The following is a 23617-nucleotide window of genomic DNA, read 5'->3' on the forward strand; positions in this document are numbered from 1 at the left end:
TCCGTGACGGTTCGATCGACTTTCTCAGACGCTGGCAACACCGGGCGCGAGGAAGCGCTTGCCGTTGACAGCTTCGGAGGTACCGGTCCGGTCCAGGTACGGCGTGATGCCGCCGTTCCAGAATCCGAATCCGCCGCCGAGCAGCAGGCAGAGGTCGATGTCCTCGGCTGCCGCTACGACGCCCTCGTCGAGCATGATCTGAATTTCCTCGGCGAATGCACGACGTGTGCGCTCGAGGACCTCTTCCGAGGTGGACACCTTGTCACCCTGCGGCCACAGCGCGGCGACCTCGGGATCGACGGCCTGACCGTTCTCGCCCCAGGTCCACACGCCGGGCTTGCGAGCCTCGACGAGTGCTTCGAGTCCCGGTGAGCTCTTGAACCGGTCAGGGTACGACTCCTGCAGGGTCTCACCGGTGTGCAGAGCCACTGCGGGTCCGACGAGGGCCAGCAGCGTGAACGGCGACATGGGCATGCCGAGTTCGGCGATGGCATTGTCCGCGACGTCGAAGGGTGTGCCTTCGTCGACGGCGGACATGACCTCACCCAAGGTGCGGGTGACGAGGCGGTTGAAGACGAAGCCTGCTTTGTCGCCGCAGAGGACGGCGGACTTCTTCAGTGACTTTGCGGTAGCGAAAGCCGTTGCGAGAGTGGCATCGTCGGTCTTGCTGCCCTTGATGATCTCGAGGAGGGGAAGAACGGCAACCGGGTTGAAGAAGTGGAAACCGACCACGCGCTCGGGATGCTCGAGGCCGGACGCCATCTCGGTGATGGAGAGCGAGGAGGTGTTGGTGGCGAGGATGGTTTCGGGAGCGATGAACTGCTCGAGTTCCGCGAAGACCTTCTTCTTGACGTCCATGTTCTCGAAGACGGCTTCGATGACGAAGTCGGTCTTGGCGAACGCGGCCTTGTCGAGGGAGCCGGAGACGAGCGCCTTGAGGCGGTTCGCAGCGTCGGGGGACAGGCGCCCCTTGCCCTGGAGCTTCTCGATTTCGGTGTGGACGTAACCGACACCCTTGTCGATGCGTTCCTGGTCGATGTCGGTCAGGATGACCGGCACCTTGAGCTGGCGGACGAAGAGCAGCGCGAGCTGGCTGGCCATGAGGCCGGCGCCGACGATGCCGACGCCGCTGACCTTGCGGGCGAGCGAGCGGTCGGGTGCTCCGGCGGGGCGCTTGGCGCGCTTGTTCACCAGATCGAAGGCGTACAGACCTGCACGGAGTTCGTCGGTCAGGAGGAGGTCGGCAAGAGCCTCGTCCTCGGCCGCGAAGCCCTTGTCGAGCGAGGCGGCATCGGTGATGTCGGTACTGCGAGCCAGTTCGAGCAGCTCGACGGCCTTGACGGCGCCGGGAGCGTTGCCCTTGGTCTTGCCGTCGACGATCGCCTTCGCACGAGCGATCGCGTCGTCCCAGCCCTGGCCACGATCGATCTCGGGGCGAGCGGGGGTCACTGTGCCGGCGAGGACCTGCGACGCCCAGGCGAGGGACTGCTCGATGAAGTCGGCAGAATCGAGAACGACGTCGACGACGCCGAGTTCGAGTGCCTTCTTGGGGGAGAGCACCTTGTTCTGGTTCAGCGAGTTCTCGATCACCACGGTGACGGCGTTCGACGGGCCGACGAGGTTGGGGAGCAACTGCGTTCCGCCCCAACCGGGGACCAGACCGAGGAATGCTTCCGGAAGACCCAGTGCGCCCGCATTGGCGGCAACCGTGCGGTAGTGGCTGTGCAGTCCGACCTCGAGGCCGCCACCCAGAGCGACACCGTTGATGAAGGCGAACGTGGGAACGGACGACTCACGCAGGCGTCGGAACACCTTGTGACCCAAGCGGCCCAGCTCGAGTCCCTGCTCACGAGAGGTGATCGCGGGAACACCCTTGAGATCCGCGCCGGCGGCGAAGATGAACGGCTTGCCGGTGACGGCGATGGCAACCGGGTTGGCGGCAAAGGCTTCGTCGAGGGCGGCGTCGAATGCTGCGAGTCCGCCGGGACCGAAGGACGACGGCTTGGTGTGGTCGAAGCCGTTGTCGAGGGTGATCAGTGCAAACGGGCCCTCGATGCCGGGGACCGAGATGATCTTCGTGTAGGCGTTCGTCACGACCTCGTCGGCGAATGCTGTTGCAATATCAGACATTTAGTTAACTCCTGCCTGGTAGTCAGCGTGGTTCGGGTTCTCCCAGATGACGGTTCCGCCCATTCCGAGGCCGATGCACATGGTGGTCAAGCCGTAGCGCACGTCGGGACGCGTCGCGAACTGGCGGGAGAGCTGCGTCATCAGGCGAACGCCCGAGGAAGCGAGGGGGTGGCCACACGCGATGGCGCCGCCCCACTGGTTGACGCGCGGGTCGTCGTCGGCGATGCCGTAGTGCTCGAGGAATGCGAGGACCTGAACGGCGAACGCCTCGTTGATCTCGAAGAGTCCGATGTCCTCGATCTTCAGGCCGGTGCGTGCCAGCAGCTTCTCGGTGGCGGGAACCGGGCCGATTCCCATGACGGCGGGGTCGACGCCCTGGTAGGCGAAGCCCACCATGCGCATGCCGACCGGCAGTCCGAGCTCGGCTGCGGTGTCCTCACCGGCGAGCAGGGCGGCGGTGGCGCCGTCGTTGAGTCCGGCGGCGTTACCGGCGGTGATGCGTCCGGCCGGGCGGAACGGCGTCTTGAGCTTCGCGAGATCTTCGACGGTGGTTCCGGGGCGCGGCGGCTCGTCCTCGGTGGCCAGGCCCCAGCCTGCAGAACTGCGGGTGGCGACGGGGACCAGGGTGTCGGCGATGAAGCCTGCCTTCTTGGCAGCGTCGTACTTGTTCTGGCTGTTCACGGCGTAGGCGTCCGTGCGTTCCTTGGTGATGGTCGGGAACCGGTCGTGCAGGTTCTCGGCGGTGTTACCCATCACGAGGGCACTCGGATCGACCAGGCGATCGGCGAGGAAACGAGGGTTGGGGTCTGCGCCCTCACCCATCGGGTGGTGACCCATGTGCTCGACGCCACCGGCGATCACGACGTCGTACTGGCCGAAGCCGATGCCCGACGCGGTGGTGGTGACAGCGGTCATCGCGCCGGCACACATGCGGTCGATGGCGAAGCCGGGAACGGTTTCGGGGAGACCGGCGAGGATCGCGGCCGTGCGGCCGATGGTCAGGCCCTGATCACCGGTCTGCGTGGTGGCTGCGACGGCCACTTCGTCGATCCGCGCGGGATCGAGCTGCGGGTTACGACGAAGCAGCTCACGAATCGCCTTGACGACGAGATCGTCTGCGCGTGTGTCGGCGTACATGCCTTTCGGGCCGGCCTTGCCGAACGGGGTGCGAATGCCGTCGACGAAGACGACGTTGCGTTGGTTGTTTGTGGATGGAGCCACGCGAATTCCTCCTGATGGAGCTGCCCACCGCACCGAAGGGCGGTGAGACGTTGGTTCGGCGATCACGGCCAGGCGTCCGGCCTCGTATCGAGCGTACTACTGCCCATTACTGACCGGTAACTTAACGTGCCGAATTGCTCCAACTTCACACCGGGGTCAGGTCAGGATTCAGGCGCTTCGGCCTCGGGTTCGGCCGGGACCACGGAGTTCAGTGCCTCGGCGAGGACAGGAACCGTCAAAGTGCGTTGCCAGCCACGTGCGCCTCCCGAAGTGAGCTTGGTCTCGATCGCACTCTCGACTTCGGCGATGTCGGAGTCGGGTTCCAATTTCCAGTCCCAGCACAGGCGCCTGACCAGGTCGGGTTGGAGCAGATTCTCCACCGGTACCGACACCTCTTTGCTCAGGTCCGACAGTGCGGCTCTGGCCGCCGTCAAGCGGTCCGCTGCCGCCGGATCCTGGCGGGCCCAGCGACCGGCGGCCGGAGGTCCGACGATGGGCGGGGTCTTCGGCGGAAGCTCGCTGTCGGGGAGCCTGCGCGCAGCTTCCAATGCGTCCATCCAGACACGTGAATACCGGCGTTGACGTGGTCCGCCGAAGACGGGAAGCGAGCGGAGCGCGTCCAACGACTGGGGATCTTTGAGGGCGGCATCGATGATCGCGGAGTCGGGAAGAACTCGGCTCGGCGACACGTCACGCTTGCGTGCGAGATCCTCACGGGCTTGCCACAACGCCCGCACCGCCGCCAACTGGCGCGTGGTCTTGAGCGAGGTGATGTGCGACGTACGACGCCAGCGGTCCGGTTTGGGCTTGGGTGGTCCGGCCAGACGGATGTACTCGAACTCTTCCTTCGCCCATTCGAGCTTGCCTTGGGATTCGAGTTCGGCTTCCATTGCGTCGCGCAATTCGAGAAGCACTTCGACGTCGAGGGCGGCGTAGTTCAACCAGGCGTCCGGCAGTGGACGTGTCGACCAGTCCGCAGCCCCGTGACCCTTGCGAAGTTCCACTCGCAGAGTTCGTTCCACAATCGCGGCGAGTCCGACTCGCTCGAACCCGGCCAGTCGACCGGCAAGTTCGGTGTCGAACAGCTCGGCTGGTGTCAGGCCCAGTTCGGCGAGGCCGGGGAGATCCTGATCGGCGGAGTGGAGCACCCATTGCAACGGGTTGATCACCTCGGCCAACGGCTTCAGGTCTTGCGCTGTCGGAATCGGGTCGAGCAGGAACGATCCTGCTCCTTCGCGTCGGAGCTGGATCAGGTACGCCCGTGCCGAATAGCGGAATCCGGATGCCCGCTCGGCGTCCACCGCGAGCGGGCCGTGACCGGAAGCCAGCGCGGCCGCGGCACCGGAGACGCCGGCGGCAGTGGTGATGACTTCCGGAACTCCGTCACGCGGTACGAGCAGCGGAACTACGTCGGAGGTGGGCTCGGTCGCATCATCGGTGACTTCGGACATGGTCATTGACTCTACGTCGCAGTGGGGACAGTGGTTGTCACCTCGGCGTCGAACAGTTCGTCGAGAGCTGCCCCGAAACCTTGCGCGAGCTGGTCCAATTCGGGTGCCAGATCGGAGCAACTGACGATGCCGACGTCGAGTTTTCCGTCGAGCGACATCACCGTGACGTTCAGGCCCGCCCCGTGGAAGATCGGGCCGAGCGGGAACATTCCTTTGATCTGTGCACCGAGGAAGTAGAGCGGGACAGGCGGCCCGGGCACGTTGGAGACCACCAGGTTGGACACCACCGGATGACGCTCGGCGAGCTTGAGCGACGAGTACACGCGCATGGCGGCGCCGAATACCGCCGGTGATGCGAACTGTGACCAGTCCTGGAGCATGTTCGCGCCCAGGGCTTCGTTGTGGTCCTTCGAGGTGGCGTTGTAATCGCTGATCGCGTGCAGGCGTTCGACGGGATCGGCGATCTGGGTGCCCAGTTGCGTGAACATGCCCGAGATCTGGTTCGTGCCCGGCCGGTCGGACTTGCCGTGAACCGAGACGGGAACCATGGCGACGAGGGAGTCCTCCGGTAGTTCGTCCCGGTCCTCCAGATACTTACGCAGAGCTCCGGCGCAGAGCGCCAGGACCACGTCGTTGACCTTCACGCCGTGGCGGTCTTTCACGGCTTTCACCTTCGCGAGATCGAGTTGGCTGAACGCGACGTTGCGGTGGCCGGTGATAGCGCCGTTGAACGAAGTTCGCGGCGCGGTGAACGGCGCAGGCATGGCTTCACCCTTGCGTGCACGCGTCACCCACTTGGGGAGCATGGCGATTCCGCCGGGGACCAGACGGGCAATTCGTGCGGGCCGTGCGACGACGGCCATGAGTCCGCCGATCGCGATGTCGAGAGTTCCGGCGTCGCCCGCGCCCTGGGCATCGGGATCCACGAGAGCCGGCGAATCCGGTTCGAGGCTGCACAGCTGAGCCAGGATGTTTGCGCCGGTGACACCGTCGGCGGCGCTGTGGTGGATTTTCGACATGACGGCGATCTGCCCGTCGGCGAGGCCCTCGATGACCCACATCTCCCACAGCGGACGGGACCGATCCAGCGGCTGGCTGGCGATGTGTCCGGCAAGTTCCGCCAGTTCCGCGTGCGTTCCCGGCGCGGGTACCGCGGTTCGATGGCAATGCCGCTCGATGTCGAAATCGTGGTCGTCGACCCAGACCGGGTAGTCGAGATTGAGGCGAGAATCTTTGAGTTTGCGCCGGAAGGTCGGCATGGTGGCCATCCGCGAGTCCAACTCGCGGAGGAGCTTCCGGTAGTCGTAGCCGCCCGGAATGGTTGTCGGGTCGAGCAGGACAAGTCCACAAACGTGCAATAGCTGGGTCGGTGTTTCCAAGTAGAGGAAGGTCGCGTCGAGTCCGCTGAGACGTTGCATGACTCATTCTAGAACAGGTTCTAGTAATTTTCCGGGGAAATGCGGAAACGAGTAGCGGAGTCAGTCGCTCTGCCGCGACAGCGTGGTTATCCCGGCGGGCGGAAGCCCTGCCGCGTATGCCAGGACTTCGCAGAAGGCCTCCACGTGGTGAGCCAGTTCGGAAGAAGTTGCAGTCCAGGACGCTCGCAGCTCGAGATGATGGGCCCGGGGCGGCCCGGCGATGTCGCCGTACCGCACCGACGTGGTGGCCGTGACCGTACCGCCCAGGGCGACAAAAGGTTCCGGGCCGGCCTCGAGTGCATCCACCAGCCAACTCCAGGCTACTTCGGGAAGCAGCGGATCCGCGGCGACGGCTTCGTCGAGATCGGCTTGGATGTAGGCCACCAATCGCATGGTCCCGTTCCACGCCTCGTCGCCGTCCGGATCGAACAACAGGATCAGGCGGCCGAAGGCGTCACCTTCGGACTGCTCTGCCACGACGTCGGAGTCCGGGTGCAGAACTTCGGCTCCCACGGCGTGACTGTACGGAGCGAGACGCTGCGGCGGGCGGATGGGACCGACCTCTATCTCGGGCCGAACCCGCGCAGCGGTCATCGCCTCCACGGCGGCACGGAACTCGGCCGGGTCGGCTGTCGATCCGGATGTCGTCACAGGTCAGGACGTTAGTCGGGGATGTGGGCGGGGAGGTGGAGGCGCGCCGACCGAGAGTGGCCCGGGTGTGTGGCCGCTCACGAACCGCTCGGGTGTCCGATCCGGAGCGTCGGGCATGGCAGCATTGAGTCGATCGAAGACACACGTTGGCGGAGAGCGCGAGGACTGATGAGCGGGTTGGACAACATGAATTCAGGCACCACCGGGTCGGCGGAATACAGCGCTCGGCGAGTCTTGCCCGACGCACCGTTGCTTGCCGCGGCGACCGGACGCACTCCGAGTCGGCGGCCGGTGTGGTTCATGCGTCAGGCCGGGCGTTCGTTGCCCGAGTACCGCGAGATCCGCGCAGGGATCGGCATGTTGGAATCGTGCTTCGATCCGGCGCTGGTCTGCGAGATCACGATGCAGCCGGTGCGTCGTCACGACGTGGATGCGGCAATTCTGTTCTCGGACATCGTTGTTCCGCTCAAGGCCGCGGGAATTGATCTCGACATCGTTGCCGGTGTCGGACCGGTGGTTGCCAATCCGATCCGTTCGATCGCCGACGTCGCAGCGCTCCCGCGACTGGTCCCCGAAGAGGTCGGGGCGATCGCGCAGGCCGTTCGACTTCTCACCACCGAGTTGGGCTCCACGCCGCTGATCGGCTTTGCCGGAGCACCGTTCACCTTGGCGTCGTATCTGGTCGAGGGTGGTCCGAGCCGGAACCACGAGAAGACCAAGGCGCTCATGCACTCCGATCCGAAGACCTGGCACGCGCTGCTCGGAAGCCTGGCCGACACCACGATCTGCTTCCTGCAGGCGCAGCTCGAGGCTGGTGTCGACGCGGTTCAGCTGTTCGACTCGTGGGCGGGCGCCCTCTCGCTCGCGGATTACCGGGAATTCGTACTTCCGCATTCCGAGCGAGTGTTCGCCGAGGTTGCCGCTGCCGGCGTTCCGCGTATCCACTTCGGTGTCGGTACCGGTGAACTCCTCGGGGCGATGGGGGAGGCGGGCGCCGACGTCGTGGGTGTCGACTGGCGGATTCCGCTCGACGTCGCCGCCGGTCGTGTCGGCCCCGGCAAGGCTCTGCAAGGCAATCTCGACCCCGCCGTCCTGTTCGCCGGCCCCGAGGTGATCGATCGCGAGGTGCGTCGGATCGCCGCCGAAGGTGACCGTGCGATCGAAGCCGGCGCGATCGGCCACATCTTCAATCTCGGCCACGGCGTTCTGCCCGACACCGATCCGTCGGCGATCACGTCGGCGGTGGAGCTGGTGCACTCGCTGTGACGACCACTCGGCCGTCGGTCGCGGTGATCGGAGGCGGAATCTCCGGTCTGGTTGCCGCGTACCGGCTTCGGCGCAGTCTGGGCTCCGACGCCGACATCACGGTTGTCGACGACTCGCCGCGACTGGGCGGGAAGCTGCGGACGGTCGATTTGGGCGGCGGCCCGGTCGACATCGGTGCCGAGGCGTTCATCGCCCGGCGGCCGGAGGTGCCTGCGCTTCTCGCCGAGCTGGGACTGACCGATCAGATCGTTCATCCCGCTGGGCTGAGCCCGTTGATCTGGTCTCAGGGCTCACTGAATCGGTTGCCGGCCGGAACCCTGATGGGAATCCCTGCGTCGGCCGAGTCGGTGAGAGATCTTGTCGACGGGCAGACCTTGGCGCGCATAGTCGCCGAGGCAGGCGTCCCGTTCGAGTGGACCCGGGGTTCCGATTGCAGTGTTGCCGAACTGGTTTCGCAACGATTCGGTGATCAGGTGGTCAGCCGATCGGTGGATCCACTGCTGGGCGGGGTGTATTCGGGGCTGGCGGACACCATCGGCGTGCGAGCAGCATTACCGACGCTCGCTGCGGCGCTCGATGCCGGGGCTCGTAGCCTCACGGCTGCAGTCGCCGCGGCACTGCCGACGCCTGCACCCGGACCGGTATTCGGAGCGCTCAGGGACGGTTACGGCATCCTGCTCGATGCGCTGCGGGAGGCCGCCGACGCGAAGTTCGTCCGAGGAGAGGCCTCGGGGTTACTTAGAGACGGCACGGGGTGGAACGTCGATCCCCTCGGAAGCGTCGACGCGGTGATTCTGGCTGTCCCGGCTCCGCGGGCAGCGACGTTGTTGGCCGGAGTCGATCCGGGGATCGCGAGTATCGCGGCGCGGATCGAACTGGCGTCGTCCGTGGTGGTCGCGCTCCGCTTGTCCGGGCAGGTCGAACTTCCGCAGAATTCGGGGATCCTGGTTGCCACCGACGCCGAACTGACCGCCAAGGCGTTCACGCTGTCGAGTCGAAAGTGGACGCACCTCGCTGATCGCGGCGAGCATCTCGTTCGCGTCTCGTTCGGTCGATTCGGTGCATCGGAGATCGTCGATCGGCCGGATCGGGAACTCATCGAACTCGCGCGCGCCGATCTCGAGACCGTGACCGGAATCACCGAGGTGCCAACAGCGAGCTTCGTGCAGCGGTGGAACGGAGGTCTTCCCCAGTACGCCCCAGGTCACACGGAAATCGTGGCCGAAATCGAGTCCGGGATGGCGCAGTTCGACGGCCTCGAAGTGGCCGGGTCGTGGCTGCACGGCGTCGGGGTTCCGGCGTGTGTCGCAGTCGGCACGACGGCGGCTACACGGATATTCGAGCGAGTGGCACGATAGACCCATGGCACGCCTTGATTTCGACAAACTGAACTCTGAAATCCGTTACCTCATGTTCTCCGTGTTCCAGGTGGAACCCGGTGTGCTGGGCGATGATCGGGAAGCTGCGGTCAAGGACGCCCGCTTGTTCTTCGAGGGTCTCGAAGACAAGGGCGTCGTGGTTCGCGGCATCTACGACGTCGCCGGCTTGCGCGCCGACGCGGACTTCATGATCTGGACCCACGCGGCCAGCATCGAGGAACTGCAGGCCGCGTACGCGGATTTCCGTCGCACCACGGTCCTCGGTCAGGCGAGTGCCCCCATCTGGAGCAACTCGGCGGTGCACCGCCCCGCGGAGTTCAACAAGAGCCACGTGCCCTCTTTCATCGCGGGTGAGGATCCGGGCGATTACATCTGCGTCTACCCGTTCGTCCGCTCGTACGAGTGGTACCTGCTCCCCGACGAGGAGCGTCGCAAGATGCTCGCCGATCACGGTATGGCTGCTCGTTCGTACAAGGACGTTCGCGCCAACACGGTCCCGGCCTTCGCCCTGGGGGACTACGAGTGGATTCTCGCGTTCGAAGCACCCGAACTCATTCGTATCGTCGATCTGATGCGCGATCTACGTGCCACCGAAGCTCGCTTGCACGTTCGCGAAGAGGTGCCGTTCTTCACCGGCCCGCGCGTGGACATCGAGAAGCTGGTCCTTTCCCTTCCCTGATCTGCTTCGAAAGTAGTCCTGTGACAACAGCACCGAACCGGCGTCGTCAACACATGTCCCATTGGGGAATGTTCACCGCCGAATCGGTCGCCGGCGAGGTGACCGCCGTGCATCCGTACGAGGGTGATGCGAATCCTTCGCCGATGCTCGGGAACCTCGCCGGTTCGGTGCGCAGTCGGGCTCGTGTTTCGGGCCCGGCGGTGCGTCGGGGTTGGCTCGAGAACGGGCCGGGTCCCAGCGACCGACGTGGAGCCGACGAATTCGTCTCGATCTCCTGGGACGAACTGACCGAACTCCTCTCGCGTGAACTGCGTCGCGTGGTCGACGCGCACGGAAACAACGCGATCTTCGGCGGCTCGTACGGCTGGGCCAGCGCCGGCCGATTCCATCACGCGCAGAGCCAAGTTCACCGATTTCTGAATCAGCTGGGTGGATACACCAAGTCAGTTCACAGCTACTCGCTCGGTGCCACCGGCGTCATCATGCCGCGTGTGGTCGGAACGCACTGGAAGTTGTTCGCGCGCTCCACGTCGTGGGATGTCATCGCGAAGCACTCCGATCTCCTCGTCTCGTTCGGGGGAGTGCCGATCAAGAACACCGGAGTCAATGCCGGTGGTACGAGTGATCATCCGACGCGCGGGGCGCTCGACGCGTTTCGTGCTCGCGGCGGAAAGATCGTCTCCTTCAGTCCGTTGCGTGACGACGTCGAGGGTGACTGCGAGTGGATCGCACCCGTTCCGGGAACCGACGTTGCAATCATGCTTGCCCTGGCGTTTGTCCTGGCGTCGGAGGACCTGCACGATCGCGATTTCCTGGGCCGTTTCTGCGTCGGTTACGAACGCTTCGAGGACTACCTGCTCGGACGTTCCGACGGTGTACCGAAGGATCCGCGCTGGGCGCAGAAGATCTCCGGTGTGTCGGCGGAGTTCATCACCGACCTGGCTCGGAGAATGGCGTCTGGCCGGACGCTGGTGACCGTCACGTGGTCGTTGCAACGCATCAAACACGGTGAACAGGCACCGTGGATGGGCGTGACACTCGCAGCGATGCTCGGCCAATTCGGGCTTCCGGGTGGAGGTTTCGGGCACGGCTACGGTTCGATGAACGAGCCGGGTCTGGCTCCGGTGCCGTATCCCTTGCCGACCTTCTCGCAAGGTGTGAATCCGGTGTCGGATTTCATTCCGGTAGCCGCGATTTCCGACCTGCTGCTTTCGCCCGGGGAGGAGTTCGATTACGACGGCCGACGCCTGACCTATCCTGACATCCGGTTGGTCTATTGGGCCGGTGGCAATCCGTTTCACCACCATCAGGATCTCCCGAGGCTGCGACGGGCATTTGCGCGTCCGGACACGATCGTCGTTCACGATCCGTACTGGACGCCGATGGCCCGCAACGCCGACATCGTGGTCCCGTCGACCACCTCGCTCGAACGAAATGACCTGAGCTGCACTCGAAACGACCCGCTTCTGGTCGCGATGCAGCAGGTCGTTCCACCTTTCGAGAACTCGCGTGACGACTACGACACGTTTGCCGCTCTCGCTTCTGCGCTCGGATTCGGGGAACAGTTCACAGAGGGGCGATCCTCACAGGAGTGGATCGAGCATCTCTACGCTCAATGGCGGCCGTTCGTCGATGCAGACGGCGGCAACACACCGACGTTCGAGGACTTCTGGGCAGAAGGGCACTACCGGATGCGAACCGAAGACAACCTCGTGCTCTTCGGTGACTTCCGTGAGAATCCCGAGAAATATCCGCTCTCGACTCCGAGTGGGAAGATCGAGATCTTCTCCGAGACCATCGAGTCCTTCGGCTACGACGACTGCGCGGGCCATCCGCGCTGGTACGAGCCCGACGAGTGGCTGGGTGGACCGCGAGCCTCGCAATTCCCGCTTCACTTGATCGCCAATCAGCCCAAGACGCGTCTGCACAGCCAACTCGATCACGGCGCTGCGAGCCAGGCGTCGAAGATTCAGGGACGCGAGCCGATTCGTATGCACCCCGATGCAGCGGCCGCGCGCGGCGTCTCGGCAGGAGACGTGGTGCGGGTGTTCAACGATCGCGGAGCGTGCCTTGCTGGTGTGATCGTCGACTCGGACTTGCGGAGCGACGTCGTCCAACTTTCCACCGGTGCCTGGTACGACCCGCTCGATCCTGCCGATCCCGACTCTCTGTGCGTGCACGGCAATCCCAATGTTCTGACACCGGACATCGGTACGTCGTCACTCTCGCACGGGTGCACCGGCCAGCACGTTCTGGTGCAGATCGAGAAATTCGACGGGGCCCTGCCGCCGGTCAAGGCGTTCGATCCGCCCGTGCTTCGTTCACGCTGACGGAACCGATCGGCCACCTCTCGCGTCGAACCTCGTGAGCGCCTGAATCAGGTGTCACGATCTATCGAAGGTGGGGGCCATCGTGAGTGCAGCGGATGTTGGTTCGATGCGGGGGCAAGTCGAAGTACTTCGGGCCCAGATCGATTCGATGCAGCACGTTCTGTTGGAGCGGACTCGATCGCTGGCGGACTTGCAGGAGAGGATCGCTCGAGCGACGGCGAGCGCGCGTTCGAGTGACGGCAGCGTGGAAATCGTCGTCGACGCCTCGGGGGCGGTGGTGGGAGTCGATCTCTCGGGGAGTTCTTACGCCAAGCATTCGCCGGCAGCGTTGGGGAATCTGATCCTGGCTACGGCCGCGTCTGCGGCAGAAGACATACGCCGACAGGTTGCCGAGATGACGAAGCCGCTCACGGAGGCGGCCGGAATCGACTTGCCGGATCTGGTTCCGGGCGTGCTCGGATTGCGCGAGATTCTCGAACCTCGTCCGAGCTCCACACCGGCTTCCTGCGACGAGAACTGGGACCGCACCGTTCTGAGGAGCTCCGGCAATGTCTGAACTGGGCGTGAATGTGGCCGCGATGAAAAGTGCTGCACCAGCCTTCGCGGTGGTCGCTGCCGATCTCGACGAGGCGCGGAGCGCTCTCGACGCAGTGGTCGCCGCCGAAGAGGGTTGCTGGGGCACTGACCAGTTCGGATCCGCATTCTCAGGCGCATATGTTCCCGGTGCGGAGTCAGCAGTCGGTGGGATGACACTGGTCGCGGGCGCGCTCCGCGAATTGACCGCCACGCTGATCGAGATCACCGATCGTTTCGAATCGATCGACACCTCGCTTGCCGACGACATGGCGGGTGGGCTCTGATGGGACTCGAGATTCCCGGCTGGTTACAGGCGGTTGCGTCGGTCGCGGTGGGCAGTGACTGGCCGCAAGGAGACGAAACGGCACTGTGGAGGTTGGGTGATGCCTGGTCAGGTGCGGCCGATCGGATCGAGGCTTCGGCCGCTGCCGGTGGTTACGGATTGCAGGCAGTACTGGCATCGATCGACGGTCGAGCCGGCGACTCGTTGTCTCGGTATTGGTCCGAGGCCGGGGGAGTTGCGGAGGTCTTCGAGCGGTTGTCCTCTGCCGCGGCCGAACTGGGTCAGTCATGCACCGATACCGGCACGGACATCGAGTACACCAAACTGTCGATCCTCGCGGCGCTGGGCGCACTGGCGCTCGAGATTGCCGCCATGGTGGCGGCTGCTGTCCCGACACTGGGTGTCAGTACCGCCGGGGTCGTGGCGGCTGAGGTCGCAACAACACTCACGGTCCGAATGTTGTTGCAGCAATTGTTGATACGAGTGATCGAGGCTGCGGCAGTGGAAGCTGCCGCTGCCGTCTTCTCCGGCCTCGCCATTCAACTCGGGCAGATGACGATGGATCATCGCCAGTCGATCGACGGTGGCAAGGTCGTGACCGAGGGGCGCGACGGTTTCATCAAGGGACTTGCGAACGGAGGGTTGAAGACGACGCCGGATCGTGTCGGCCCTGACCCGAACCCGCTCCCGACCGGTTCGAGAGTGCAGGAGATCGCGCGGGGCGCCTTCGACGACGCGGTGTCGGGAGCGTCCGCTGCGATCGTGACGAAGGAAGTCACGGGCGGCGACGCCTCGTTGACTGACATCACTTCCGGCGCGATCGGTGGCGGGATCGGTTCCGTCAAAGACGGCCTTGTCGCTCGCAACGAGGACCTGAATGCGGCCGGTCTGAGCCCGACTGCGCTGAACTGGGACTTCTGAGTGGAAAGTCTCGAATCGTGGGCTACCAGTGACACGGGGTAGCCCACGACCTGGCTACTGAGCGGGCTTGAGGACCAGCGAGATCGAGTTGATGCAGTACCGCTGATCGGTCGGCGTCGGGTACCCCTCACCCTCGAAGACGTGACCGAGGTGGCTGTGGCACTTCTTGCAGATGACCTCGACGCGGCGCATCCCGAGTGAGCTGTCTTCCTTCAGGATCACGGCATCCGAATCCGCCGGATCGAAGAAGGACGGCCACCCGCAGTGCGATTCGAACTTCTCGGTGCTGCGGAACAGTTCGGCTCCGCAGGCCCGGCAGGAGTAGACACCTTCCGTGGTGGTGTCGGTGTACTCGCCGACGAAGGGGCGTTCGGTGCCGGCTTGGCGCAGGACGGCGAACTCCTCCGGCGTCAGTTTTTCGCGCCACTCGCTCTCGGTGTACGTGACCTCAGGTGTGCTGTCGATGCCATCGTGTGAAGAACTCATGCCTCCACGCTAATGCTTTGTCGCCGTTTCGGCTTCGTGGGCAGGTGAGACGGCATCGAGTGGGGGATCGAGGAGGTACGCGGGATCGATTCCCCGATCCAAACGGCCCTCTCGACGCGCGACCAGATACCGGTATCCGAGGACACAGAAGATCACGATCAGCAGAAGGCTCCAGCCGAGGGTGCTCTTGGTGTATTCGGCCGCCCGGCCGAAGGTCGGCCAGCGGTTCGACCACCAGCTGTCGAACGTCATGAAGCCGTAGACGGCGAGCCAGGCCGGCCAGTTCCGCATGACCGAGTTCTTGAGCACCACGGACATCAGGAGCGGGAGCAGCATCATCGAGTAGTACATCTGGCCGAGCGAGGGCAGCAGGAACGACGCGGTCATGATCACACCGGTCGCGGTGGTGAGGAAGAAAAGTTCGTCGTTGCGGTAGTAGCGGTACAGAAGCCACAGCGAGACGACGACCATGGCGGCCAACACGACGCGCAAGAGCAGGATCAACCATTCGGGCAGACCGAAGTAAGCGCCGTTTCCGACAATCGAACTGTTGAAGTAGTCACGAGATTCGAGCAGGTACGGCACGGTGCGGCGGACGAAGTCCATCGGATCCGACGCCAGCGGCCATGCCACGACCGTGAGAATGAACGGGATGCCCAGGGCGGTGACGAACACCTTCCACTGACCGCGAACGAGTGGCAGCAGGAGCAGCGGCGCGAGAGTGGGTTTCACTGCGATGGTGAGACCGATCGCGGCGCCGGCCCACAGATCCTTCTTGCGCATCAGCAACAGGAGGAAGGCAACTTCGCCGAGCAGGACGAGGCCGTTGATGTTGGTGAACACCAACGTGTTGGTGACCGTCTCCGACATGAACGCGCCGAGCACCAGAATCGGCGCCGCGATGGAACTGATCGTCAGGTCGAACAAGCGCAACAGCAGGTAGAGAGCCACGAGAATTGCGACGGCATTGACACCGATGAACAGCCACCGTGAGCGCTCGGGATCGAGGATCGCCAGGGGTGCCATCAACAAGGAACCCGATGGTGGGTACAGGTAATGGGGGTCTACGGAGTTGAAATCTGCGGTGTAGACGTCGCGCCCGTTCCAGAACGCCAGCGCGGCGTTGTAGACCGGTCGGAAGTCATCGGTGATGGCGCCGTTGACGGCTGTGACGATGACACGATTGAGCACGGTCATCACGGCGATCGGCCACAAAACGAAGTTGACGACTTGTTGGGTTGTCCGCCCGGTACGCGGCTCGAGCTGTCGAAGGAACACTTCGGCACGGTACACCGGAGCAGGGTGTGATCGGGGGATGCACCCCTTTTCGGTCGTGGTGGACGAGCGCCCGAGTCAGGCCGGGCACACGCTTCCGTTGCTGGGCAGGGAGGCGTCGGTGAGGTATGCCCTCATCGCCTGCTGAGCACAGGTGGATTGTGCCGCGGGGTGACCCGCACCCTGCCAGTCCAGGGTTGCGAAGCGCGACCCTGCGTTGGTGACGACGCCGGTGACGGTCGAGAGTCCGGAGTTTCCGACGGCCGGGTCACCCTGACCGCTCAGCACGAGGACGGCGGGCTTCAACTGGTTGGGCAGGGGAGAGTTGGCGGTCGACGGCCAGCTGGCGCATGCGAGCAAACCGCGCGCGGCTTCTCGACCGAATACCGGATAGTTGGTGCCCCAGGTGTCCGCCAGTTCGCGGACGCGCCCGATCCCCGGCCACTGCATGCCGTCGGTGCATCGTCCGATGAACTGGCCGTCACCGTCCACCTCGTTCTCTGCCCGGGCGGCGCGCTCTCGAATCGGCGAAGCGTTGGCGGTACCGAGCGCGGACAGAGCGTCTGAGAGCGAGCGGGTCTCTTGCTCACGGTTGGTTCCGGCAGTCCACAGGCTCGCCGAAATCGCGTTCGACACCGCAGCGGCGGACAGCGGCTGGAATTCATCGGCCCGAGCGCGCTCCATCAGGTCCGTGACCGCTTTCTTCGGATCAGGTCCGAGTGAGCACCCCAGCGCCACACATCGCTGAGCGAATGCGGTCAACGCCGCTTCCTCGCCCTGCACGCGGCTCTCTGCCTCGGTGGCAGCGTCCGTGGCCACCGGAGCGGGAGAATCGAGGATCAACCTCGCGAGGTTGTCGGGGTGGGCTGCCGCGTAGCTCAGCGCGATGTCCGAGCTGGACCCTGCCGACCACAGAGCGATGGTCTCGACGCCCCACCGCGTACGTAGAGCGTCGATGTCCTCGGCCGCGGAGTCCGCGCCGAACTTCAGTTCTTGAGGATCGAGATAGTCGGTACACGCGATGGTTGCATCGTGACCGAGAGCGGCGACCGCGTCGGCGGCGTCGCCGGTGGAGTCCGCGTCGAAGTGGCCCAGATCGTGAAGGCCGCGCCGAATCTCCGGCGTCATGCAGTCGATTGCAGTGGACCTGTCGATTCCGCGTCGATCCAGGGCAACGACGGGGTGGTCCGCGAGCACCGTCGTCAATCCGGTTGCAGCGAGCATGGCCAGAGAGTTTCCCGACGAACGGTCGGTGCCGGAAGTGAACACGATCGGATACGCGTTTGCAGGTGTCGACGAGGTCCGCGCGCGGGTCAAGCCGGCAGTGAAGTTGCCGTCGATGGCACCGGTCACGTCGATGGGGGCACTGAATTCCGCGCATTCGAGGATGACGCCGGCGCTCGACGCCGCGAGGGCCTGGTCCGCTAGTGACGTGCCGGTGCAGTCCCGCCACGGTAGGTCGTCGGTCGGGACGCCAGGGTCAACCGGCGGCGCATCGGGCGACGGTCCCTCGCTCTGGGCGGGGCTGCCGTCGGTGCGGCCTTCGACCGCGACGGCGGGCCGAAGCGACGGTCCGGCGCCGCACGCACAACACGTCGCGAGGACGACGGCCATCAAAGCAACTCTGCGCATGCCGACCAGAGTGCCAGGTTCACCGACGTGGCTGCTGACGAACCCATCGAGTGAGGATCGTGCCGTCCGTATCGCCGAGGATGTGTGCGGGACGCATCGCTGTGGGCATTGCGTTGGGGGAGAGCGAGATTCGGCCGACTTTGCTCCCCACCAGTTGAGGTGAGGTGGTGACGCAGAGTTCGTCGACGGCATTGTCCTCGATCAACTGCCCGAAAAGTGACGGTCCGCCCTCGCACAGCACGCGACGGAGCTTGCGAGCCGACAAGGCCCTGTCGATGTCGTCGCTGCTGACGTTCGGCGAGTCCGTCACCTCTACCTGCGCTCCGGCAGATCTCAGCGCCGAAATCGCTGCAGTGTCCGCGGCGCTACCGACAACAAGGATCGGCGGAGTTTCGGTATCTCGCAGGAGACGACTTTCAGGGTCGATCGACGCGTGCGCCGAGACGACGAGGATCGGTGGGACCGGAGAGAGACCGCCGGCCGAGCGTCGCGCGCGGGCTTCGTCCGAGATCTGCACACCCCCGTAGTTCTCGGCTCGCGCTGTGCCGGCGCCGACCACGACGACGTCACAGAGTTCGCGCAAGATCCCGAATACCGACTTGTCGGCAGGTGTGCCCAGTCCATGGCTCACGCCGTCGACGGAGACGCACCCGTCGATGCTGGAAACGAAGTTCACACGCATCCAGGGTTGCGAGAGATTCTCCGGATAGGCGTACAAGCTGCGGAGCTCGTCTTCTCTGCCTGGTGTGAAGTAGGTCGCAATATCCATACGGTGCACATGAGAGATCACATCACGTAGATACCCTTGACGGATGCATGAACGTCTTGTCGATCGCAGCCCGGTGGTACCCGCCGATCAACTGGTAGCTCAAATGGTGCCTCCCGCAATGTTCGACGAGGTGAGTTTTGCGTCCTACATTCCTGATCCGAAGGAACCGAGCCAGGCAGCTGCTGTCGCCAAGGCCGAGGAATTCTCCAAGCGCGTCACCAAGATCCGCAGTGGTGGACGCCGCGGCCTGTTCGGCAAGAAGACCCAGGCAACCGGCGCCGGCCTGTACCTCGACGGCGGATTCGGTGTCGGCAAGACTCACTTGCTGGCGTCGATCTTCCATAGCGTTCCGTCGCCCAAGGCGTTCGGAACCTTCGTCGAGCTGACGCACGTCGTCGGCGCTCTCGGCTTCAACAAGGCCGTCGAAGCGCTCGCCGACCACAGCGTTCTCTGCATTGACGAATTCGAGCTCGACGATCCGGGCGACACCATGCTCGTCTCCCGCCTCCTCTCGGAGCTCTCCGCACGCGGCGTATCCATTGTCGCGACGTCGAACACGCTTCCCGGACAGCTCGGTGAGGGCCGCTTCGCCGCGCAGGACTTCCTGCGCGAGATCAAGAAGCTCGGCTCGATCTTCGAGACGATTCGCGTCGACGGTCCCGACTACCGTCACCGTGACCTTCCGCCCGCACCGGAGCCCATCTCCTCGGAGGAGTTGGTCTCTCGGGCCGACGCCATCGACGGCGCCACGCTCGACAACTTCGACGAGCTGTGCAAGCACCTCAGCACACTGCATCCGTCGCGCTACAACAAGCTGGTCGAGGGTGTGAAGGCAGTCTTCATCGACGGCGTTCACCCCGCAACGGATCAGTCCGTCGCTTTGCGCATCGTGGTTCTCGCCGACCGCTTGTACGACGCGAGCATCCCGGTCACCGTTTCCGGCGCACGCCTCGACGAGATATTCACTCCCGAGATGCTCGCAGGTGGGTACAAGAAGAAGTATCTGCGCGCGACCTCGCGTCTGCTCGCGCTTTCTCGTTTCGAGGTCGCGGCCGGCTGATCGGCAGGCCTGTCAGCTGACGGGGCGCTCCATCACGAAATCGTGGTGGAGTTGTGCGCCCACGAGAAAAGTCTTGGTGCCGACCTGCGTGAAACCGTGCTTGGCATAGAACTTCTGTGCGCGCAGATTCTCCTGATTGACACCCAGCCAGATCCCGGCACTTCCGCCGCGTCGTGCATGGTCGACAACCGCGTCCATCAAGGATGCCGCCGCGCCGGTTCCGTGGTTTCCCGGAAGCACGTACAACTTGCTCAGTTCCGTCGTCGGGCGAAGTGTCACAGCAGCTTTGACGTCCGGATCGGCGGGCTCGTCGTCGACAAGCATCGCGTAGCCGACGATCGAGCCGTCGCGAATGACCTTGAGAACCGTTCGTGTCGGGTCCGTCAGATACTCGGAGAACTTGTCGACGGAGAGAACGTTGTCGATGAAGGCGCTGATGTCGTCGTCGGATGCGTCCGGTGGGCAGGCCAGCGGAAAAGTCACCGCAGCCACATCGGCGATTGCTTCGGAATCCCAGATCCCGGCCCGGTCAACGGTGATCGTCACGTCAGTTTCTACCTCTCGCGCACATGATTCGGTCGATCAAGTACACCACTTTCCTCGGGCACAACGCTCAAGCGGCGTTCTCGGTGACTGGCGTCGTGGCTCGTTTCGAAGCGAACGCGGGAGCAAGAACTATCAAGATCGCGCAGAACGCCAGCGGAATCAGGAACCCGATTCGAAGGTCACTGAAGGCAGCGACCGCGCCGACGATGCCGCCGCCGACCACTGTGCCGACGTAGTTGAAGAGGTTGATGCGTGCGATAACCGCATCGACCTGATCCGGGGGTGCCATTCGCCCGGCGGCGCTGAAGCAGATCGGGGCGATTACCGGTACGCCGAGGCCGACGATCAGGAAGCCGGCGATGGCAACGGCGGGAGATTGTGCGAGGACGACGATCGTCATGCCGAACACGCCGATGAGAGAGCCGATCCGCACGACGGTGGTCTCACCGAACTTGCCGACCCAGTAGTCGCCGGTCAGTCGTGCGATCAGTGCCGCGATTTGGTACGCCGCTACGGAGAGTGCAGCCGTCCCGGCGTCGGCGAGCAGTTCGTCCTTGACGTAGAGCGTCGACCAGTTTCCGACGCTGAAGTCGACCGCGTAGAACAGGGCCATCGCGACGCCGAGGAGGACGAAGGCGCGGGTGGGGACGGTGAATTTCGCGGTGCTCGTGATGTTTGCATCGGCAACCGGAGACTCGGACCGATCGAGCAGTTGCGGACCGAAGGCCAGAAGCATCAGTCCGACAACAACTCCCGCGATCACCTGCGTCACGCGGATCGAGACGTCGAGGCCTGCGGTAGCAGAGATGAAGAGAGCGCCGACAATCGCTCCGACGCTCCAGGAAGCATGGAAGGAGGAGAGGATGAAGCGGCCCTTGGCGTGTTGGATCGAGACCGCCTGCATGTTGGCGGCCGCGTCGACCATGCCGAGTCCGATGCCGTAGATCGCCAGGAAGACGAAAAACATCGCCGCGTTTGGCGCAATTCCGGTTGCCCCGCCGAAGACTGCGATGACGGCGAGTCCGGTTCGCAGAGTCATCTTGCTCGACGTCCGTACGGCCAGCATCTCGGCGAGCACGCTGCCGAGCCCGGCGATGACGGACACGGTGACAACCGCAACCACAACCAGTGTCTCGCTCAGCTCGAACAAGTCCTTGTACTGCGGAAGCTGCGTCAGTATGGCGGCGAGCAGGAATCCTTGAAGTCCGAAGGCCACCGAAGTGGCGATCCGGGCCCTCGTCAGGGTGCGGGTGTTATCCGTCATCAAGCAGGGCCTTTGTCTCGTTCGTTCGGGTAGGCCGAACGGTACTGGATCTTGATACTGGTCGAGTGTCCAACAAACCTGCGTGTTTTGCACGGTTCTTTGATTAACTGACCGACATGACTCGGCAGCCGACACCAGAATTTCCGTCTTCTTTCGTCTGGGGAACCGCAACTGCGGCCTATCAAATCGAAGGAGCTGTGGCCGAAGACGGTCGCGGGCCGTCGATCTGGGACGAGTTCTGTGACCGTCCCGGTGTTGTCGTCGGGGGCGACACCGGGACGGTCGCTGCCGATCATTACCACCGCTGGGAATCGGACATCGACCTGATGCAACAGCTCGGGCTCGACGCTTATCGGCTGTCCCTGTCGTGGTCGCGAATTCTGCCCACCGGATCGGGGGCAGTGAATGCGAAAGGGCTCGACTTCTACGACCGACTCGTCGATCGACTGTGCGCGGTGGGAATTACCCCCGCTGTGACGCTTTTTCACTGGGATCTGCCCCTCGCATTGCAGGAGCAGGGTGGCTGGATGAACCGCGACACCTCGTATCGACTGGGGGAGTATGCGCAGGTAGTCGGTGAGCGACTGTCGGATCGAGTCGGAATGTGGATGCCGCTCAACGAACCGGTGGTGCACACGCTCTACGGACATGCCTTGGGAGTTCACGCCCCCGGACTCGCTCTGGGGTTCGAGGCTTTCCAAGCCGCACATCACCAACTGCTCGGGCACGGCCTCGCTGTCGAAGCGCTTCGGGCAACCGGATGCACGAACATCGGAATCGCCTCGAACCATGCGCCGGTGCGGGCCGCTTCGGATTCCCCGGAAGACGTGATGGCTGCCGACATCTACGACCACGTCGTCAATTGGATGTTCGCCGACCCGGTTCTGGTCGGGAAATACCCCGCCGACGAATTCGCTCAGCTGCTCAGCGGTCCGGTCGACGAGGACTTGAAGATCATCGGGGCGCCGCTCGACTGGTACGGGATCAACTACTACGAGCCGACGATGATTGCCGCTCCGGTAGAAGGCCAGGGGACCGAAGGTGTGCTCGAAGTCGACCTGCCGCCGGGCCTGCCCTTTGCCCCCGTCGCGATTACCGGTTATCCCACAACAGATTTCGGTTGGCCGATCGTTCCGGAGGGACTAGGTGAGATATTGCGGACGTTCCAAGCACGCTTCGGTGACGCACTGCCGCCGATCTACATCACGGAAAGCGGGTGTTCGTTCCACGATGCTCCGGATGCCGCAGGAGTTGTCGAGGACAAAGCACGAATCGACTACCACGATGCGCACCTTCGCGCCCTCCGATCGGCCATCGACGACGGTGTCGATGTACGCGGCTATTTCGTGTGGTCGCTTCTCGACAATTTCGAATGGGCTGCGGGGTACAAGGAGCGTTTCGGCCTGGTACACGTCGATTTCGGCACCCAGAAGCGCACACCGAAGGCCTCGTTCGAGTGGTATCGCGCTCTGATCGCCGAGCACAAAGCGGCTCAGGTCTGACCTGCAGCGGAGGCGGTCTGGGTTGCTTTATGGAACCAGGCCGCCTACCCTCGTCTCTCATGAAGCGAATTCTCGTAGTAAGCCGCCGTAGCGGGGTCTGAATCGGACCGACCCCTCGCTGCGGGTCGTCTTGCTACCAGTTGGTCCTCCACTTCATTCCAGGAAGACCACGATCATGACTTACAACTTCGCTTTCGCTTCTGATTCTTCTTCTGCCGCTGCTGATCCCTTCGCGGCGCGTCACGGAAAATCCCTGCCCGCCGGCCTGCGTGCCGAATGCTCAGCGATGTCGTGGACCGAGTTCGAGTCCACGTATGCGGCTATGAGCGGCCCGATCCGTCTGGGTGCGTGGTCCTCCGAGAAGATCGCACCGGGTCGTTGGACCTTCGAAGCGACACTCGGGCTGGGGGAGCGCATCCAGAAGGCGTCCGCCACCTCGACCGGCGCGATCTCGGCCATGACGTCCATGCTGCACGACGCGGGAATCTCGCTCGAGATCCTGTCTTTCCATCAGCACCAGATCGGCCACCGCACGGCGACGTTCATCTTCACCGAGTGCGACGGTCGTCGGAGCTGGGCGATGGGTATTGCGGAGTCGTCGACGGAGTCCTCGCTGCGCGCGATGACTTCGGCAGCGAACCGCTTCTCTCACTGAGCAGTGACAACGATCTGATCAGCTACATCAACCGCGGTACTGACGCGGAGCTCCCGAGGGGCCCTGCGTCAGTACTGCGGCCCAGTATGTTTGGCGCTCGAACGCAAAAAGCCGGAACCCTGA

The 23617-nt window shown here is 64.1% G+C and carries 21 protein-coding genes; 10 read left to right on the forward strand and 11 right to left on the reverse strand.

What is annotated here, in order from left to right:
- Nucleotides 1-24: 24 nt before the first annotated feature.
- From V3587_RS08255 to V3587_RS08275, 5 genes are all read right to left on the reverse strand, one after another.
- Nucleotides 25-2130, reverse strand: a complete 2106-nt coding sequence (locus tag V3587_RS08255; protein WP_007732875.1) for a 3-hydroxyacyl-CoA dehydrogenase NAD-binding domain-containing protein — start codon at nt 2128-2130, stop codon at nt 25-27.
- Nucleotides 2131-3351 carry a thiolase family protein gene (locus V3587_RS08260; RefSeq protein ID WP_095970517.1) on the reverse strand — a complete coding sequence of 407 codons (1221 nt, stop codon included), beginning with the start codon at nt 3349-3351 and terminating at the stop codon, nt 2131-2133.
- A 161-nt stretch (nt 3352-3512) separates the two neighbouring features.
- Entirely contained in the window at nt 3513-4802 is a 1290-nt protein-coding gene (locus V3587_RS08265) for a ribonuclease D (RefSeq protein ID WP_283376351.1), read from the reverse strand.
- Nucleotides 4803-4813: 11 nt separating this feature from the next.
- The gene (locus tag V3587_RS08270; RefSeq protein ID WP_235172141.1) at nt 4814-6220 is read right to left on the reverse strand and encodes a WS/DGAT/MGAT family O-acyltransferase; all 1407 of its coding nucleotides are present in this window, start codon (nt 6218-6220) and stop codon (nt 4814-4816) included.
- A gap of 60 nt (nt 6221-6280) precedes the next feature.
- Nucleotides 6281-6871, reverse strand: a complete 591-nt coding sequence (locus V3587_RS08275) for a DUF3000 domain-containing protein (RefSeq protein WP_283376352.1) — start codon at nt 6869-6871, stop codon at nt 6281-6283.
- A 168-nt stretch (nt 6872-7039) separates the two neighbouring features.
- Between V3587_RS08275 and hemE the strand changes: the two genes are divergently transcribed.
- The 7 genes from hemE to V3587_RS08310 all read left to right on the forward strand — a co-directional run bounded on the left by hemE (nt 7040) and on the right by V3587_RS08310 (nt 14305).
- The gene (gene hemE / locus V3587_RS08280) at nt 7040-8137 is read left to right on the forward strand and encodes a uroporphyrinogen decarboxylase (protein ID WP_124569718.1); all 1098 of its coding nucleotides are present in this window, start codon (nt 7040-7042) and stop codon (nt 8135-8137) included.
- Nucleotides 8134-9495 carry a protoporphyrinogen oxidase gene (locus tag V3587_RS08285; RefSeq protein ID WP_283376353.1) on the forward strand — a complete coding sequence of 454 codons (1362 nt, stop codon included), beginning with the start codon at nt 8134-8136 and terminating at the stop codon, nt 9493-9495. Before hemE ends, V3587_RS08285 begins: the two co-directional genes overlap by 4 nt.
- Before the next feature lie 4 nt (nt 9496-9499).
- Nucleotides 9500-10195: a hydrogen peroxide-dependent heme synthase gene (gene hemQ / locus V3587_RS08290; protein ID WP_019748269.1), complete on the forward strand. Its 696-nt coding sequence runs from the start codon at nt 9500-9502 to the stop codon at nt 10193-10195.
- 53 nt (nt 10196-10248) lie between these two features.
- The gene (locus V3587_RS08295; RefSeq protein WP_283376432.1) at nt 10249-12525 is read left to right on the forward strand and encodes a molybdopterin guanine dinucleotide-containing S/N-oxide reductase; all 2277 of its coding nucleotides are present in this window, start codon (nt 10249-10251) and stop codon (nt 12523-12525) included.
- Nucleotides 12526-12607: 82 nt separating this feature from the next.
- Nucleotides 12608-13081 carry a YbaB/EbfC family nucleoid-associated protein gene (locus V3587_RS08300; protein WP_223304570.1) on the forward strand — a complete coding sequence of 158 codons (474 nt, stop codon included), beginning with the start codon at nt 12608-12610 and terminating at the stop codon, nt 13079-13081.
- Nucleotides 13074-13385, forward strand: a complete 312-nt coding sequence (locus V3587_RS08305; protein ID WP_003942588.1) for a hypothetical protein — start codon at nt 13074-13076, stop codon at nt 13383-13385. The genes V3587_RS08300 and V3587_RS08305 overlap by 8 nt, the downstream gene beginning before the upstream one ends.
- Complete coding sequence (locus V3587_RS08310) at nt 13385-14305, forward strand: WXG100-like domain-containing protein (RefSeq protein WP_003942627.1); 921 nt, start codon at nt 13385-13387, stop codon at nt 14303-14305. The genes V3587_RS08305 and V3587_RS08310 overlap by 1 nt, the downstream gene beginning before the upstream one ends.
- Before the next feature lie 54 nt (nt 14306-14359).
- Here the strand turns inward: V3587_RS08310 and msrB are convergent, their stop codons facing one another.
- From msrB to V3587_RS08330, 4 genes are read right to left on the reverse strand one after another with little or no spacing between them, the layout of a single operon-like run.
- Nucleotides 14360-14791, reverse strand: a complete 432-nt coding sequence (gene msrB / locus V3587_RS08315) for a peptide-methionine (R)-S-oxide reductase MsrB (RefSeq protein ID WP_003942631.1) — start codon at nt 14789-14791, stop codon at nt 14360-14362.
- A gap of 9 nt (nt 14792-14800) precedes the next feature.
- Nucleotides 14801-16084: a glycosyltransferase family 87 protein gene (locus tag V3587_RS08320; RefSeq protein WP_054828358.1), complete on the reverse strand. Its 1284-nt coding sequence runs from the start codon at nt 16082-16084 to the stop codon at nt 14801-14803.
- A gap of 60 nt (nt 16085-16144) precedes the next feature.
- Nucleotides 16145-17698 carry an alpha/beta fold hydrolase gene (locus tag V3587_RS08325; protein ID WP_283376354.1) on the reverse strand — a complete coding sequence of 518 codons (1554 nt, stop codon included), beginning with the start codon at nt 17696-17698 and terminating at the stop codon, nt 16145-16147.
- Nucleotides 17699-17717: 19 nt separating this feature from the next.
- The gene (locus V3587_RS08330; protein WP_283376355.1) at nt 17718-18467 is read right to left on the reverse strand and encodes a pyrimidine reductase family protein; all 750 of its coding nucleotides are present in this window, start codon (nt 18465-18467) and stop codon (nt 17718-17720) included.
- 43 nt (nt 18468-18510) lie between these two features.
- On the opposite strand from V3587_RS08330, the gene zapE reads away from it, so the two are divergent.
- Nucleotides 18511-19527: a cell division protein ZapE gene (zapE, locus tag V3587_RS08335; protein WP_003942629.1), complete on the forward strand. Its 1017-nt coding sequence runs from the start codon at nt 18511-18513 to the stop codon at nt 19525-19527.
- 12 nt (nt 19528-19539) lie between these two features.
- On the opposite strand, the gene V3587_RS08340 is transcribed toward zapE, so the two are convergent.
- Both V3587_RS08340 and V3587_RS08345 read right to left on the reverse strand, forming a co-directional pair.
- Nucleotides 19540-20073, reverse strand: a complete 534-nt coding sequence (locus V3587_RS08340; RefSeq protein ID WP_095970505.1) for a GNAT family N-acetyltransferase — start codon at nt 20071-20073, stop codon at nt 19540-19542.
- 67 nt (nt 20074-20140) lie between these two features.
- Nucleotides 20141-21337: an MFS transporter gene (locus V3587_RS08345; protein WP_283376356.1), complete on the reverse strand. Its 1197-nt coding sequence runs from the start codon at nt 21335-21337 to the stop codon at nt 20141-20143.
- Between the two features lie 116 nt (nt 21338-21453).
- Between V3587_RS08345 and V3587_RS08350 the strand changes: the two genes are divergently transcribed.
- Entirely contained in the window at nt 21454-22839 is a 1386-nt protein-coding gene (locus V3587_RS08350) for a GH1 family beta-glucosidase (protein ID WP_283376357.1), read from the forward strand.
- Nucleotides 22840-23014: 175 nt separating this feature from the next.
- Entirely contained in the window at nt 23015-23494 is a 480-nt protein-coding gene (locus tag V3587_RS08355) for an alpha-isopropylmalate synthase regulatory domain-containing protein (protein WP_283376358.1), read from the forward strand.
- Nucleotides 23495-23617 lie beyond the last annotated feature (123 nt).

It is taken from the genome of Rhodococcus sp. IEGM 1306 (genome assembly GCF_036541985.1).
In the GTDB taxonomy this organism is placed as follows: domain Bacteria; phylum Actinomycetota; class Actinomycetes; order Mycobacteriales; family Mycobacteriaceae; genus Rhodococcus_F; species Rhodococcus_F qingshengii.